13 protein-coding genes and 1 tRNA gene are annotated in these 15,478 nt (G+C 60.2%); 7 read left to right on the plus strand and 7 right to left on the minus strand.

Features of this window, described 5'->3' with window-relative positions:
• Nucleotides 1-26 precede the first annotated feature (26 nt).
• The 5 genes from HKD31_RS12905 to HKD31_RS12925 all read left to right on the plus strand — a co-directional run bounded on the left by HKD31_RS12905 (nucleotide 27) and on the right by HKD31_RS12925 (nucleotide 3,547).
• Complete coding sequence (locus HKD31_RS12905; protein ID WP_194265438.1) at nucleotides 27-1,160, plus strand: hypothetical protein; 1,134 nt, start codon at nucleotides 27-29, stop codon at nucleotides 1,158-1,160.
• Complete coding sequence (locus tag HKD31_RS12910) at nucleotides 1,157-1,444, plus strand: hypothetical protein (RefSeq protein WP_194265439.1); 288 nt, start codon at nucleotides 1,157-1,159, stop codon at nucleotides 1,442-1,444. Before HKD31_RS12905 ends, HKD31_RS12910 begins: the two co-directional genes overlap by 4 nt.
• Nucleotides 1,441-2,043: a Rha family transcriptional regulator gene (locus HKD31_RS12915; protein WP_194265440.1), complete on the plus strand. Its 603-nt coding sequence runs from the start codon at nucleotides 1,441-1,443 to the stop codon at nucleotides 2,041-2,043. Before HKD31_RS12910 ends, HKD31_RS12915 begins: the two co-directional genes overlap by 4 nt.
• Complete coding sequence (locus tag HKD31_RS12920) at nucleotides 2,015-2,257, plus strand: hypothetical protein (RefSeq protein WP_194265441.1); 243 nt, start codon at nucleotides 2,015-2,017, stop codon at nucleotides 2,255-2,257. The genes HKD31_RS12915 and HKD31_RS12920 overlap by 29 nt, the downstream gene beginning before the upstream one ends.
• A 186-nt stretch (nucleotides 2,258-2,443) precedes the next feature.
• A complete protein-coding gene (locus tag HKD31_RS12925; protein ID WP_194265442.1) occupies nucleotides 2,444-3,547 on the plus strand; it encodes a tyrosine-type recombinase/integrase in 1,104 nt (367 codons plus the stop codon).
• Nucleotides 3,548-3,738: 191 nt separating this feature from the next.
• Here HKD31_RS12925 and HKD31_RS12930 read toward each other — a convergent pair.
• A tRNA-Val gene (locus tag HKD31_RS12930) sits at nucleotides 3,739-3,813 on the minus strand.
• Nucleotides 3,814-3,921: 108 nt separating this feature from the next.
• On the opposite strand from HKD31_RS12930, the gene HKD31_RS12935 reads away from it, so the two are divergent.
• Entirely contained in the window at nucleotides 3,922-4,785 is an 864-nt protein-coding gene (locus HKD31_RS12935) for an N-formylglutamate amidohydrolase (protein WP_338085582.1), read from the plus strand.
• 104 nt (nucleotides 4,786-4,889) lie between these two features.
• Nucleotides 4,890-6,062: a low temperature requirement protein A gene (locus HKD31_RS12940; protein ID WP_194265444.1), complete on the plus strand. Its 1,173-nt coding sequence runs from the start codon at nucleotides 4,890-4,892 to the stop codon at nucleotides 6,060-6,062.
• Nucleotides 6,063-6,095: 33 nt separating this feature from the next.
• On the opposite strand, the gene HKD31_RS12945 is transcribed toward HKD31_RS12940, so the two are convergent.
• Genes HKD31_RS12945 through HKD31_RS12970 form a run of 6 tightly spaced genes read right to left on the minus strand, consistent with a single transcriptional unit; the run spans nucleotide 6,096 to nucleotide 15,299 of the window.
• Nucleotides 6,096-7,106 (minus strand): Lnb N-terminal periplasmic domain-containing protein, encoded by a 1,011-nt coding sequence (locus tag HKD31_RS12945; RefSeq protein WP_194265445.1) that lies wholly within the window; start codon nucleotides 7,104-7,106, stop codon nucleotides 6,096-6,098.
• Nucleotides 7,103-9,019, minus strand: coding sequence for an esterase/lipase family protein (locus HKD31_RS12950; protein ID WP_194265446.1), 1,917 nt, complete (start codon nucleotides 9,017-9,019; stop codon nucleotides 7,103-7,105). The genes HKD31_RS12945 and HKD31_RS12950 overlap by 4 nt, the downstream gene beginning before the upstream one ends.
• The gene (locus HKD31_RS12955) at nucleotides 9,016-10,452 is read right to left on the minus strand and encodes an efflux transporter outer membrane subunit (RefSeq protein ID WP_194265447.1); all 1,437 of its coding nucleotides are present in this window, start codon (nucleotides 10,450-10,452) and stop codon (nucleotides 9,016-9,018) included. The genes HKD31_RS12950 and HKD31_RS12955 overlap by 4 nt, the downstream gene beginning before the upstream one ends.
• Entirely contained in the window at nucleotides 10,449-13,559 is a 3,111-nt protein-coding gene (locus tag HKD31_RS12960; RefSeq protein ID WP_194265448.1) for an efflux RND transporter permease subunit, read from the minus strand. Before HKD31_RS12960 ends, HKD31_RS12955 begins: the two co-directional genes overlap by 4 nt.
• A complete protein-coding gene (locus HKD31_RS12965) occupies nucleotides 13,537-14,631 on the minus strand; it encodes an efflux RND transporter periplasmic adaptor subunit (protein ID WP_228120708.1) in 1,095 nt (364 codons plus the stop codon). Before HKD31_RS12965 ends, HKD31_RS12960 begins: the two co-directional genes overlap by 23 nt.
• Nucleotides 14,628-15,299, minus strand: a complete 672-nt coding sequence (locus HKD31_RS12970) for a TetR/AcrR family transcriptional regulator (RefSeq protein ID WP_228120710.1) — start codon at nucleotides 15,297-15,299, stop codon at nucleotides 14,628-14,630. The genes HKD31_RS12965 and HKD31_RS12970 overlap by 4 nt, the downstream gene beginning before the upstream one ends.
• Nucleotides 15,300-15,478: the final 179 nt, after the last annotated feature.

Consider the following 15,478-nt stretch of genomic DNA (forward strand, 5'->3'; position numbering starts at 1 on the left):
GGCCAATAAAGACAGGAAATCTGAAAATGGTTGAAACCACCACGCGCCCGAACTGCGCCCAGACCACGGCTTCTGACGCTGTCCGCCCGGTCATCGAAGATCAGCTCGACGCAGCTCTGACTGGCAGCAGCCCGCGGCTCGCATCCGATATCGGCCGGGAATATGCAAAGGCCTGCGCTGAATGTTACGGAGCAGACAACAGGAAGTACGAAGAACCCGGCAGCATCAGCGACGAAGAATACAACATTCTCGATAAAAAACAGGCCGATCTCTATGACGAGATCCTGAACACTCCTCCAAACATCGAGAGCCCGGCCGACATACTGGTCGAACTCATGGTGTGCATCTCTGACATGCGGAACAGCATGGGGCCAGCCGGCCTCGATCTGACGGATGCCATGAACAACACCGAGCGGCTGGTGCGTCTGCTCGGTCTGTCAGCCGGAATCTTCGGGCAGGATCTCGACTCACTCGGCGCGGATGCCTTCTGCGTGACACCGGGAGAAACACCGGACTGGATGCCCCATTACGAGGAGTATCTGGTCGAACTGGCGATCGAGAAGAAGCATGCCTTCCGTCTGACGCCGCAGGGTCTTGTAGAAATCTACGCTCAGCAAGGGCAGGGCGATGCTGCCCTGCTGCAAAAGCTCGATGCCATCAAACCTCACGCTCTCCGCTCCGTGGTTCAGGAGATGATTATCACGCGTGGTCCGGCCTTTGGTATTCCGACCCGCGTGGAAGACCTGGCCAGGCGCGAATGGTGGCTGAGTGCGCGTGCCGTCAAGACCCCCATGAGGGGTACTGGTCCGTTGCGCGTCATTTGGGCCGACAATCATATCGACGCCGAGCTTCTCCAGGTCTGCAAGGATTTCTGCCGTGTGGAGAAGGCCTGGCAGGACGCGATCAATGCGCTTGCATGGGATGAGGGGGACGAGGAGATCAACGCCACGATTGGTGTTGAACGTGATGAGTTGGCGGCCAGGCTCCAGAAAATTCCTGCGAAGACCGAAGCTGGTTTGAAAGCAAAGGCAGCGGCCTACGATGTCTTCATGAATGGCAGCTGGGACGTCATGCTGCCCGAAGACAGCCCGGAGATCGAACGTCCTCTGCTCGCTACGCTGATCCGCGATCTCGTCCGCAAGACGGCCGGTGCGGCATGAGCCTGCGGCATATCTCTGAATGCCTGCCGCGCCTGGACTTTCCTGCGCTCACAGCCGGGATGCAGGGCAGGCTCGTGGCAGAACAGGCCCGGCACGCGACCGACGCAGATTTTCTCGCCGCAGCGCGGAAGACCATGACCGATCTGGGCACAAACTGGGAACGGCGCGGCTACTCAGTCGTGCAGGTCCGGACATTCCTGAATGAGTTCATCGAGACAGCGGCTTCCCGGCGGACCGAACTGGCTCGCGAGAAGCACATGACCGCCATGGGAGTTGAAGCATGAACACGGATGTTTTCGCACAGACCCAATCGCTCACCATGTCCAGCCGCGAGATCGCGGAGGTGACGGGGAAGCGTCATGATAACGTCGTCCGCGACATCGAGAAGATGCTGAACGACGTTGGAGAGGGTCTCCTCAACTTTGAGGAGACCTATCGAAACGAGCAGAATGGCCAGGAATACCGCTGCTACAATCTCCCCAAGGACCTGACCATCACGCTCGTTGCCGGATACCGTTCGGATCTCCGGCTCAAGGTCGTCCGGCGCTGGATGGAGCTGGAAACCGGGGGCAGCCCGGTTGCGGTCTCGTCAGTTCCTCAGCCGAAACTGGCCGGGATGGGGCGTACCTTTGCGGATATGCGCCGGATCGCGAAGCTGATGAAGCTGGACGATGCGCAGGCCGCCATTCACGCCTCGCATGCTGTCAAGCGTCTGCATGGGGTTAACCCCCTTGAGGTGATGGACATCCAGCGGATTGAAAGCCCGGCGCAGAAAGCATTCTTCACCGTCAGCGATCTTGGCGCAGCGGGAAGGGTGGCAGTCCGCCCAATGGCTGAACAGGACGCTTCTCGCCATGGGGTTGCAGGATCGCTCCGCCAGTGACGACAATCCCTGGACGGCAACAGAAGCGGGCCGGGCATACAGTCGGCTGGAAGATGCGCCGATCAAGGGCCGTCGCTCCCGGCAGATGCTCCTCTGGTCAGCAGAAATTATCCCGCTGGTTCAGCGGCACATTGCGCAGAGCGCCACGCCTTACGCAGCCATCACGGCTGCCGAGGATGCGGTTCTTGTCGGGAAAGGAGCAAGCAATGAGTGAGCCTCTCGAAGAAACCCTGACCCTTCAGGACGTTCTGACGCGTCTCAAAGGCCGTGTTGGGCGCACAAAGCTCCATGCGCACTTGAGGCGCGTGAAGGAATTTCATGGTGGTCCGACGCATCGTCGTTGGGGTCACCGAATCATCTTTTACCCGGCGGATTTCAAACGCCTGCTACTGAGCCTGGAATGCCCCTCAAACTCTTCAAACGCGGCCGGTCGGAAACCTACTACGTTCGCGGAACCGTCAAAGGACAGAGCGTTTATGAAAGCTCAGGAACTTCTGACCCCCACCAGGCGGAAGAATACAGGGCGAAGCGCGAAGCCGAACTCTGGCAGGAAAGCATCTATGGCAAGCGGGCCGTCGTAACCTTCGCTCATGCGGTCGCTGCCTATGTCGAGGCAGAGCCGCGTTCCGAAGCGACAAAGGCCTATCTTCGCCGTCTGCTGGACCATTTCGGCACCACGCGCCTGGCAGATATCGACCAGACCGCGCTCGATCAGGCTTATCGGCACATTCTGCGCGATGGTGCCGAGGCCAGTCCTGCCACAAAAGTCAGGTCCGTTCTCACGCCTTTGCGCTCTGTCCTAGAATTTGCCGCTATCCGGAGGTGGTGCGAGCGTCCGGCCTTCGACAAGCCGCGTATTCCGATGAGCCGGACGGTTTATCTCAGGCCCGAGCAGGTGACGGACCTGATCGATAACGCGGCACCGCACCTGAAGCCGTTGCTGGTCTTCCTGTTCGGAACCGGTGCCCGCATGTCAGAGGCTCTCGAACTGGACTGGGCCTGCGTCGACCTGAAGGGGAAACGGGCTGTCGTCTGGCAGAAGCAGGGGAACGAGCGGCATATCGATCTGCCACCCCGTGTCTGCGAATCACTGGCTTCTCTCCCGAACCGGGATGGCCGCGTGTTTCGTCCTGTTCGTGCTCGGAAGTCGAGAAATGGGAAGGGCAGGGAGATCGGGGAGGCCTATTCGGAAAACGGGCGGACCAGCGGCGGCCAGATCAAGTCCGGATGGTCAGTGGCGTGTCGCAAAGCGGGTCTGCCGGGGCACATGCGCGTATGGACACCCAAGGGGCAGGAGAAACCGAAGAGCGTATTCGTCCCGGACATCACCCCGCATGATGCCCGCCACACATGGGCGAGCTGGCAATACTGTTTGCACAAGGATCTGATGCGTCTCAAGGCTGACGGGGGATGGGGCAACATCACAACGGTGACGCGCTACGCCAAGGTGATGCCGGACGCTTATCGGGATGAGATCATGGAATGGCTCGGAATCGGTGGCTGAGCCATCCTCGGTCGATTCGCATGAGCGGCCACGATGCCGTGAAGGGTGCACGGATTTTGCACCGAATTGCTCGCGAAGGAGTGGCTTCCCCCGTCATGAGGCGACATTGTCCGAAGCGCGCGATCTGACAAATCGATAGCGGCGTCGCAGAAAAGATGCTTAATTTTCAAGGGGTTTCTTACCGGACCGAGTGGTGGGCGCAACAGGGATTGAACCTGTGACCCCTACCATGTCAAGGTAGTGCTCTACCGCTGAGCTATGCGCCCCCGGTCCGGTGAGGCGGTTTCTAGCTGTGTCCGGAAAACCTTGCAACCCCCTGTGGGACTAAATATGAAAAAAATATGCAACTTCCTGTGCCACTGACGTCCTTCAGAGTGAATCGACCGCGGAATACTGCGATTCCTCTGCTTGTCTCGTCTCCGCATTCCGGACGGAATTATCCATCGGATTTTCTCGACAGTGCCTCGCTCTCCTTTCATGAACTGCAGCAGAGCGAAGACCGGTTTGTGGATCGGTTGTTTGAAAACGCACCTGATTTCGGCGCGACGCTGATCTGCGCCGAGTTTCCCCGTGTATGGTGCGATGTGAATCGCGACTGGCGCGAAGTGGATGCGGAAATGTTTGATCCGCCACCGCCCGATGACGAGGTCCTGCTCACGGCCAAGGTCAAGGCGGGGTTCGGGGTTATTCCGCGCTATGTGTCGCAGGGACGGCAGGTTTACGGACAGCCCCTTCATCTCTCGGAGATAAAGGACCGGATTGCCGCGGCATGGCTGCCCTATCACGAGGCTCTTGCGGCGCTCCTGAGCGAAATGAGGGCGCGTTTCGGCTATGCCATTCTTCTGGAAGCACATTCCATGCCCAGACTGCCTTATGCGCGATCGTGCGATATCGTGCTGGGGGACGTCCATGGCCGAAGCTGCGTTCCCGGTCTGCCGGACATGATTGAAAACATGCTCGGAAGCCTGGGGTATTCCGTTCGTCGGAATGTTCCCTATGCCGGCGGGTATATTACGCAGCATTACGGGCGCCCCAATCAGAATATTCATGCCGTCCAACTGGAGATCTGCCGATCCCTTTATCTGAATACCGCGACGCTCAAGCCTGGCGCCGGGTTTGAACAGACGCAGCGCAACATGCAGTCTCTCCTTGCGGGGCTGACGGCATGGATTGGCAGCGGAGTTCTGGCGCAGTCTCCGGGCCCGGAAGCAGAACTTGCGGCTGAATCGTCTCCGTAGTGCGGATGTACCCTTGTTCTTCTTTCCCGTGAGTTACAGAGGACAAGCCTGCCATTGATCTATAGTTTAAGGGCTGGGTTTATGCTTGCAGGCAGGATGTTGCAGTGATTTTTCAGAACAGGGCAGGCTATTCGTTTCTCAGGCAGCCTGAGAGCGGGCAGGTTGAGGTTACGACCGAAGAACTGTTCTTCGATCTGATTTATGTTTTCCTTGTTACCCAGATCAGTCACGGGCTGCTGCATCATCTTGGTGGGATGGGCTTCCTCCAGACGCTTGTTCTGTGGTTCGCGGCCTGGCTGGGATGGCAGTATACGGGTTGGATCACCAACTGGTTCGACCCACGCTCTGCCTCGTTACGTTGTGTCCTGTTTGCATCCATGGCGCTTGCTCTCTTATGTGGCGCGGCTGCCCCGGAGGCATTCGGAGCAAGAGGGCTGAGTTTTGCCCTCTGCTACACGGTCATGCAGACGGGGAGGTCAGCCTTTGTGGTGTGCAGATTGCCCCGCAACCATGCGCTCCTCCCGAATTATCAGCGGATTCTTGTCTGGAACCTGATCAGCAGTACATTCTGGATCATTGGTGCATTTTACTCTTCCAACCTGCGTCTCGTGTTCTGGAGCATGGCAGTTCTGTGCGAATACGTCTCTCCCATGCTCGGCTTCTGGCTTCCGTTTCTCGGGCGGTCACGTACGTCCGACTGGACGATTTCGGGCAGCCATCTCGTGGAGCGATGTCAGCTTTTCGTCATGGTGGCGCTGGGCGAGACCATCATGGCTTCCGGATTGTCCATGGCGCGGGCAGAGCAGTGGACAGCGCCGGTTTTACTTGGGTTCTGTGTGAGCTTCCTGTGTACGGTCGCCATGTGGTGGCTTTATTTCGGCACCTCGATCAGGCAGGCCGAACATGCCATCAAGCATTCTTCCGACCCCGGCCGACTGGGAGCGTATTTTCATTATATTCATGCCATCCTCATCGCCGGCATTATCGTGACGGCTGTGGGTATGGATATCCTTCTGGAAAATCCCCTTGAGGCCGTGTCAGGCCCCGCGCTTTCTGTCATGATCGCGGGGCCGATCCTCTATCTTTCCGGAAGCTGTATTTACGGATGGATTGTGACGTCCAGGTGGTCTGTCTGGCATCTGGTGGGACTGGGTGGATTTGTGATCCTGTTTTTTGCGGGTGCCGCATTATCACCCCTGATCCTCTGTTCGATTGGCACCCTCATGCTTCTGGCGGTGGCCTGGTGCGTCGAGCGGGGAAAAAGGAGGGACGCCTGAGAACCGGAGGGACATTGGCGGGCATGACAGAAGTCAGTCCGCCGGGTCATTTATCTCATGAGGTTTGCTGCGGATTTCCTCTGAATAATCCGCATCCGGCGAGGCATTGGCGGGGCGCTGGATACGGCTCTGGGCCTTGAGTTCTGGAAACGGAATCCTGGTATCGAGAAGCCCGAGATCATAGGCCAGCGACGCGGTGTATCCGCTGAGCAGAACCCGCCAGTCCAGCCGGTAGCGCAGTCTGGCCTGCGCCCGGGTCAGGATGCCCGTTGTGCAGTTGTCAGTCAGGGTATTATACCATGCCGGGTGTTGGACCAGCGTGTGGATTTCCCGCAGATAGCTCTCGAACAGCCTCCTGCGTTCCGAAGCCGAGAGCGTAAGACGGTAGAGATAGACGCGCTCGTGCCGGACATCCGTCCGCACACCAATGAGGTCCCGTTCGTCGGCCGTGACGTAGAAAATCTCGTAATGATGGAAGAAACCGGCAATCGTCGAATACTGGAATTTCTTCTGACGGCGGGTTTCGATGGACATGGCCACATGCCGTCCATCACGAAAGCCGAAGCTCAGAAAGACATGCGCGATGGCATTTCCCGCCCAGTAGGATGTGACGAGATCAACGGATGAGAGGTCGCCCAGGTTGTATGTCGCGTCGTAATAACGGGGCGTGTAGTCCTGCGTGGTCCAGTAAATGAAGTTCCGGATATTCCGGATATGGGCAAGATTTCCATCCATTGTGACATCAGCGGGGACGGCATATTCCCCCTGCCATTCCCGGTCATTGCGGGGCGGGTCGGTGACGTACCAGAGGCCGAGTGCGCCAAATAGCGTGCCAATACCGGTCCTGGAGGCCAGCCTGTTCGGCAAACGGGACGCGCCAGCAACAAGAAGCGGGAAAAGAACGGTCAGGGCGATACGAAGCCCGTCCGGCTCAAGCGTTGAATAATAAAGCGCCGCCGTCCCAAAGAGGACAAGCAGAACGAGCAGCGCCAGCCCCGCGGCTTTTCCGGCCCGTCGCCAGCGGGACTGTTTCTGCGCGCTCACTGGCCGTGCGCCTGTTCAAGGGGAGTATAGGTGCCGCCCAGAGAGGTAACCGTTCCTTTTCCGCCCTTGTCGGTTTCGGGGGGAACTGTTCCGTCCTCTTCAAGCTGCCTGATCAGGATGCGGCGGACTTCTGCGGTTGTGACCGGGTTGGACTGGGTCGAATGGCCGGAATGACGCACCACAAGTTCCGACTGCACATCCGGAATATGGGCGCTTTCGTACATGACCACGCCGTCATCGGCAGTTTTCAGGGGGCCCTCTCCCAGAACCGGAATGATCGAATGGCTCTCGACGTCAGGAGCGACGGGAATAGCGGCCAGAGACCGGATGAACGAACTGCGTGGAGACATGCCGTATACACTGCCGACACGCCAGGGACGCATGTTCAGCTTGCGGATTTCCGGCGAGCTCGCGAATACGGCGCGTACTGTCTCCTGAACCGAGACAGGGAACGTCACGAGCCGGCCGACCAGCTGCGCCACGGACAGTCCGGCGACATAGCTTCCATGCTGGGGTGTGGAAATGAAGACGACGCTGCGGGCCTCGGGAAGCGGGGTTGGAAACAGGGCATCGTGCAGCAGAGTCTCATCGCGCGGGCGTAGTTTCAGGCGGTCCAACGGAATGGAGATCATGCCGTTCCAGAGCCTGTCTCCCGCATTCACAACCAGCATCTTGGCCAGCAGGCCACCTTGGCTGTGTCCAATCAGGGTCATTTTTCCCAGGGCAGGATCTGCCTTCGCGCCACCAAGCTGGGCCACGGCTTTTTCCAGCGCTTGGCGAAGCTGAAGCGCGGAATAGGGAATGGGGTTTCCCGTCGCGTAGGAAAAGAACCAGAATTCATAATGATTTCTGATGGTTGTGTCTTCCATCAGGTCATTGACCATGCTCGCCCATCGCGCCGCGCTGGACGCCGTGCCATGCACGAGCACAACCGGCCGGTGCCCATACTGATGAGGCTCGATGGTCAGCAGTTGCGGGTGATCGCCTTTGTTGAACAGGCGCCCGTCGAGGAAACCGCGATATTCGACGGACCAGTCCATCGCGTCATTCAGGCTTTCGGCACGGGCGGTCGTCTGGTCGAACTGGAGCGGCGCCGTCTGTCCTACGATGGTCTGATCAATGGGGGTCAGCCGAAGGCTGGCCGAGACATGGTCCGAAAGGATCTGCTGCCGGGGAGCGCTCATGACCAGCATCAGGTTCATCGGTACGCGCAGCGAATTGGCAATCTGGAAGGATTTGTTTTCCTGCGCGGTCAGACGGGGCAGTGCTCCTACGGGTTCGCCCAGGCCTTTCTGGCGATAGGTGTTTTCAATCCCACTGACCGCAAGGCGGGAGACGGGACGGATATCGGTGACATCATGTCCATGCCATCGGAGCTGTCCGGGGTCGACGTAAAGGGTCACGGGACCGGAGGAGAGGCGCCATTCCTGTGAGACCAGATTGACCGGTGTTCCCAGAGCCTCGGTCAGGCCGAACATGTACAGGTCGCAGGCCTGCCGCAGGTGGGGATCGTAAGGGCTGGGGCGCTCGTCTGCAGGGGCGTCCGGATTGATATAGGCATAGGCATAAAGCGCGGCAGCCATATAAGCCGCGCGGTCCTGATGGCGCCGTCCCTGCAGGTAGTTCAGCTCCGCCAGGGCGAAAAGCTGATCGTCCAGCGTGCTGGTATAGAAATGTTTCCGGGTCCGGTCCTGCAGGGCAAGCAGCGCCTGAGCAGGATGGGCGTTCCACAGGGGAAGCAGGTTCTCGCGTTGCAGGACCGTGCGCGTCAGATTGGTGAGGCGACCTCCCGCAAGGGCGCTCTGGTTCCGGTCCTGATAGGCGGATGTCAGGGAAAGCTGCCGGACGGAGATGGGAGAGGCACAGCCTTCCAGACAGAGGAGCGCGACAAGAGAAAACAGGGCCTTTTTCATGGGCGAACTGCTGCCTGCCGGGCAGGGACATGAAATCCGCCGCCGGTCGCCTTGTAGAGATCGACCGAGGCGTTCAGCCGCTGGATCCTTGCCGAGACCTGTGCGAGCCGTGCCTGCTGGACGATGGCCTGTGCGGTCAGGAGGTCGATCCGGCTGGCGTAGCCATTTTCAAGCCGCAGCGTCGTAAGGTGCAGACGGTGCTCGTCCGACGCTACCCGGGAGGTGGTGTCGCCTTCGCGGTCTGCGGCGGTCTTCTGCGCCAGAATGGCGTCCCGCACTTCCTTGAAGGCGGAGCGGATGGACTGCTGGTAGAGGATCACCTGCTCGTTCTTCCCGGCTTTTGCGAGCCGGACGCCACTTTCCGTGCGTCCGAAATCCAGAACCGGCGCCGCCATGGCCGCCCCCAGTGTCCATGCGCGACCCGTAGCCCGGTACAGGTTATCGATATCGACGTTATTCACGCCCGCAAGGGAGGCCAGGGAGATCGACGGGAAGTAGGCCGCCCGTGCGAAGCCGATATTGAAATTGCTCGCCATCAGCATCTGTTCGTGCATGGCGATATCGGGCCGGCGCTCAAGCAGTTCCGAGGGCAGAAGGGACGGGGTCGCTTCCGGGACGGTCATGTCCCCGATATTCCGGCCGCGGGGAAGTTCGTTCTGGATGATGCCCTGCGGGGACTGGCCGATCAGGACCGCGAGAGCGCTTTCGGCCCTGTCGCGCTGGTCTTCCATGTCCGGCAGGAGTTCGTGGACGGTATCGCGCCGTTCCCTCACGCTCTCAAGGGTGAGGGCATCCGTGGCACCCACGTCGTATTGCCGCTGGACCAGCGCCAGGAGATCGTCCTGTGTCTGGGCCGTCTGTTTCAGAAGGGCCACGTCCTCATCCAGCGCGCGCAGGCTGAAATAGAGTTTTGCAACACCCGCGACGACAGAGAGCCGTGCTGCATCCATCGCATAGACACCAGCGTGAACCCCGGCTTTCGCCGCGTTGCTGAGACTGGCGTTCTTGCCCCACAGATCGAGTTCATAAGTGAGCATTCCGCCGACAAACCCGAGATTGCTAGTCTTGTTCGGAAAATGGAGGCTCTGGTTCAGGGCGCTGACCCGTCCGTTCGCGAACTGTCCGTAGGCATCGGCTCCCGCAATCGACAGCATGGGGAGCTGGTTGGCGAAGGCATAGCCGTACTGGGCTCTGGCCTGCATCAGACGGTTGCCGGCCAGGGCAATATCGTCACTGTCCCGCAGGGCAGTCTGGACGATCTGGTCGAGAACCGGATCGCCATAGCTGTGCCACCATGTCCGGTCATCGCGCACCACGGCGGCGGCTCCCGGCCATGTTGCGGGAAGGGGCATCGCGGGGCGTTTGTAATCCGGTGCCAGCCAGGAACATCCCGCCAGAAGCAGCGGGGCAAAGAGAAGCCATCTGCGCATCATGCGGCTCCTTCTGCCGGATCGGGGGTGGGTTCGCGGACACGGAACCAGATGACGTAAAGCGACGGCAGGAAGATCAGGGTCAGGACCGTGGCAACGGCCAGGCCACCCATGATGACATCGGCCATCGGCCCCCAGAAGACGCTCGATGCGATCGGGAGCATGCCGAGGATGGCGGCCACGGCCGTCAGCATGATGGGCCGGAACCGGATCATGGCGGCATCGACCACCGCGTCCCATTCCGACTTGCCGGCCTGCTGCTCGATCTCGATCTGGTGAACGAGAATGACCGAGTTGCGGATGATCATCCCGACCAGCGCCACAAGACCGAGCATGGCGATGAAGCCCATCGGATGCTGCGAGATCAGGAGGGAGGCGACAACACCGATCAGGCCGAACGGCGCAACACTCAGGACCAGCGCCAGACGCTTGAAACTCTGAAGCTGGATCATCAGCACCGCCATCATGATCAGGAGCATGACCGGCATGACCGCGACCACGGACCCCTGGGACTTCGCGCTTTCCTCGACCGTTCCGCCGACTGCAAGATGATAGCCGGGCGGCAGGCTGGCATTGAACGCGGCCATTCTGGAAGCCAGTGCGGAGACCGCGGCATCGGGCTGTATGTTGTTCTGGAGCTGCGCCTGGACCGTCATGGTCGGCAGGCGGTCACGGCGCCAGATCAGGGGATAGTCTTCCACATACGAGACTGTCGCTACCGAAGACAGGGGAACGGTCAGGTCGTTCGGGAGGCGGATATCGAGATTTCGCAGCTGTTCGATCGACAGGCGTTCGTCCTTGTTGGCCCGCAGGACAACATCGACGAGATAGATGCTGTCACGTAACTGCGTGACGGTCATGCCGGTGACCGTGGAGTTGATGGCCATGGCAATGGCGGACGAGGAGAGCCCCAGTCGCCGGGCGTCTTCCTGACGGACATCGATCCTCAGTTTCCGTGCCGGGTCGCCCCAGTCGAAGTTGATCAGGCGCAGATTATGGCTCTCGTCCATGATGCGTGCGACCTGCTGCGCATAGTCGCGGACCCTGTCGGGATCGCGGCCGCTGATGCGATACTGCACGGGCCAGCCCACGGGCGGTCCGAGTTCCAGGGCGAACAGGCCATGCACGATGTCCGGGAACTGTCGGCTCAGGGCTTCATCGAGACGATGGCGGACACGTTCGCGCGCCGCGGCATCCTTGGCGACGATTACGGTCTGGGTGAAGAAATCGTTGGGAAGCTGTTCGTCAATCGACAGATAGAAGCGGATGGCGCCACGACCGACATAGGAACTCCAGTGGTCGATATCGGGATCGTTGCGCAGCAGGGCGTCCAGCTTGCGGGAGACATCCGCCGTTGCCGTGATTGAAGATCCCTGTCGCAGCGATAGGTTGACGAGCAGTTCTGGACGGTCCGAGGCCGGGAAGAACTGCTTTGGCACAAGCGGCAGCAGGAGCAGGGCTACAGCGAGCGCGCCGAGGCTGGCAAAAACCGTTACCCGCGGATGATGCATCGACAGCAGCAGGAAACGCCGGAACGTGGTCAGGATCCGTCCGGGCGGACGGGGCGTTGCGGTTCCGGTCGTCGCTTCGGGATGTTCGCGCAGGATCGTGATCCCAATCAGCGGCGCGACCAGAACGGCCACGAACCAAGAGACGACCAGCGCGATGCCCACCACGGCAAACAGCGAGAACGTGTATTCGCCCGCAATGCTGTGCGCGAAACCGACCGGCACGAAGCCCGCGATCGTCACCAGTGTGCCCGTCAGCATGGGGAAGGCCGTGGATGTATAGGCGAAGGTCGCGGCCCGTGCACGGGTCCAGCCTTCCTCCAGCTTGCTGACCATGCTTTCGACGGTGATCATGGCATCATCCACGAGCAGGCCAAGCGCGATGATCAGCGCGCCCAGAGAGACACGCTGAAGGTCGATCCCGAAGATTTCCATGCAGGTGAAGACGACGGCGAGGACGAAGGGGATGCAGAAGGCCACCACAGTTCCCGCGCGGCCGCCAAGGCTGAGGAAGCTGATGCCCAGCACGATGGCGATGGCCTCGAAAAGGGCTTCCGTGAAGTCACCAACAGCGTCTTTCACGACCTTGGGCTGGTTGGCGACGAGATGGGCCTCAATCCCGACAGGCATCCGCGCATGCAGCTTCGTCATCGTGGCGGAAATGTTCTTTTCCATCGCAAGGACGTTGCCGCCGGAACTCATGGAAATCGCCAGACCGATGGCGTCCTGTCCGTTCACGCGGAACATGGTCTGCGGAGGATCGGAATAGGAGCGGGTAACAGTGGCAATGTCTCCCAGGCGGATCTTGCGGCTTCCCGCATAGACCGTGACGTTCTCGATGTCCTGCACCGAATTGAACTGCCCGGTGGGCTGGATCCGGATCTGCTCCGTTCCGGTATCGAGCGTGCCGGAAGGCATGAGGACGTTCTGCGCCAGAAGCGACGATGCGATCATCGCACTGTTGATCCCCAGCCGGGACAGATGGTGGCTGGACAGATCGACATAGATCTTCTCGTCCTGCGCGCCCAGCGTCTCGATCTTGGCGACATCGGGGACGTGCAGCAGTTCGTCGCGGACCGTTTCGACGTAATCCCTCAGGTCACGATGGGAAAAACCCTGTGCCGTGAAGGCATAGATGATGCCGAATGTATCGCCGAACTCGTCATTGAAGAACGGACCCGCGGTTGTGGAGGGCAGGAAGACCTTGAGGTCGCCTACCTTCTTGCGGACCTGGTACCAGATATCCGGAACCTTCGTCTTGGGTGTCCCCGACTGCAGATTGAGCAGAATCGTGGTTTTTCCCGCGACCGTGTAGCTTTTGACGTAGTCGAAGTAAGGCGTTTCCTGCAGCTTCTTTTCGATGGGATCTGTCAGGAGATGGGCCGTTTCCTCGACGGAGGCACCGGGAAGCATGGCCTGCACGACCATGGTCTTGACGGTGAACGGAGGGTCCTCGTTACGCCCCAGGGCGAAATAGGACCTGAAGCCCGCCACACCGATCAGGATCATGAAGAAAAGAACGAGCGCGCGATGGTTGATCGACCAGCGCGACAGGTTCACACCACCGGGGGCCGGAGACTCAGGGGCGGACATCGGCGTCATTCAGCAGCGTGACCTTCTGGTTCGGATAGAGCGCCTGCACACCGGCCGTGACGACGCGGTCCCCGGCGTTCAGTCCGGATGAGACGAGCACATCCGTGGCGGTGTAGCTGGCAATTTCGATCTGTCTCAGGGCAACGGTCGATGTGTCGGCAGCGACAACCCAGACGGCGGGCTTGCCGTCCTGTGCCGTAAGGGCCGAAGGGGGCAGGCGGATTTCCCGACGGTCCGTCAGCGTCATGCGACCGACCACGACCGATCCTAAAGTCATGTCCACAGGCGGGGACTGCAGAAGCGCCTTGGCCCGGTAGGTCCGGGTCAGGGGATCAGCATCGGGTGCGAGTTCATAAAGATTTGCCGTCGTACAGAGCCGGGGCTCGGCGTCCAGGCAGACCGAAAATGTCCGTCCCATCAGGCCGGTTGCGCGCACGAGGGAGGCCGGGATGTCGAACTGGATGTCACGCTCGCCACTCTGCGCCATGCGCAGGACCGGCTGGCCTGCAGCAACGACTTCCCCGACTTCAGCCAGGCGGTCCGTGATGATTCCATCAGAATCCGCCGTCAGCTGCGTGTGCTCCACACCTTCCTGTGCAATCCGCATGCGGGCCTGAGCGGACTGAAGGGTGCTCTGCGCCGTATGGTAGCGGCGGATCACGTCGTCATACTCGTTGCGGGAAATGGCCTGCACCGGGAGAAGGGCAACAGCGCGTTTACGGAGCGCTTCCATCTGGATGAGGTCGGCCTTTGCGGCTTCCACGTCTGCGGTCGCGGCTTGCAGGGTCTGCGTCGCGCCCACTTCGTCCAAGCGGGCTACGACCTGTCCGGCATGAACGGCACTGCCGACGCTGACGCTGCGTTCAACGATCTTGCCTGGCAGGCGGAACGACAGGGTCACGGTGCGGTGGGGTGCAACCTGACCCGTCAGGGGCTCGCCGGCTGTGCTGTCAACGGGCTGCACCACCATGGAACGGACGGGACGGATGTCTGGAGCCGGTTCTTTCTTGTGACAGCCTGCCAGAACAAGCAGAAGGCTGCTGCCCAGCATGACGGGCAATCTGCCGGCAGAAGCTCTCATCGGGACGTCTCCGCCGTGCTGGCCTGGGGGGAGACGAGGATTCCGCTCATGACGGCGTTCCAGGTCTGCTCAAGATACTGGTCGCGCTCCTGGGGCGTTGCGAGAACCATCCGCCCGAAGAGCCTCTGCTGGTGGGGCCAGCTCAGAAGAAGGGCGGAGAGCATCCGGGATGTCTCCTCGCACCCACAGGTCCTGTTCAGCAGACCGGCTTTTTCGACCTCACCCAGAAGCTTGAACGTAAGCTTTTCCAGCGGTTCGAAGACATGGGCCCCCGCATGTTCGACCAGATCGGGAAAACGCCATCCTTCGGCGATGAAGGTTCGGCTCAGCGCGATGGTATCGGGTTGCAGCACGAGATCGATCAGCATGCGCATGGTCTGGCGCAGGGCCAGAAGAGGGTCGGCGGAGACCATGTCTTCGGGAGGAGCCGCGGCTCCGAGAAGGCTCTGTCCGAGTTCGGTGATGACCGTCTTGAACAGGATCTCCTTGGAGGCATGACGCCGGTAGATGGTCTGTTTGCCCACCTGCGCGACGGCGGCGATCTGCTCCATGGAGGTCGCGGCATATCCTTTTTCGCCGAACAGATGCACGGCCGTCTGGAGGATCAGGGCATCAAGTTCTTCGGACATCCTGGTATCAGGCCGTCCTCCATAACGTTTCGTAGCCATGCCATGTCTCCTTGCGGGTGTCTGAGTGGCGTCAGGATGGTCTGCTGTCAGTAGACGAGACGGTTCAGTCTCGCAAGAGTGTGATCCTTGCAGGCCTGTGGAATTTTTATGTCAGCCCGATCGAAAGAACCGCTGCAGTATCGCGGCGACATGTTTCTTCCGCGTTAAGAAAATCCGGG

This window comes from Gluconobacter potus (genome assembly GCF_015244705.1).
In the GTDB taxonomy this organism is placed as follows: domain Bacteria; phylum Pseudomonadota; class Alphaproteobacteria; order Acetobacterales; family Acetobacteraceae; genus Gluconobacter; species Gluconobacter potus.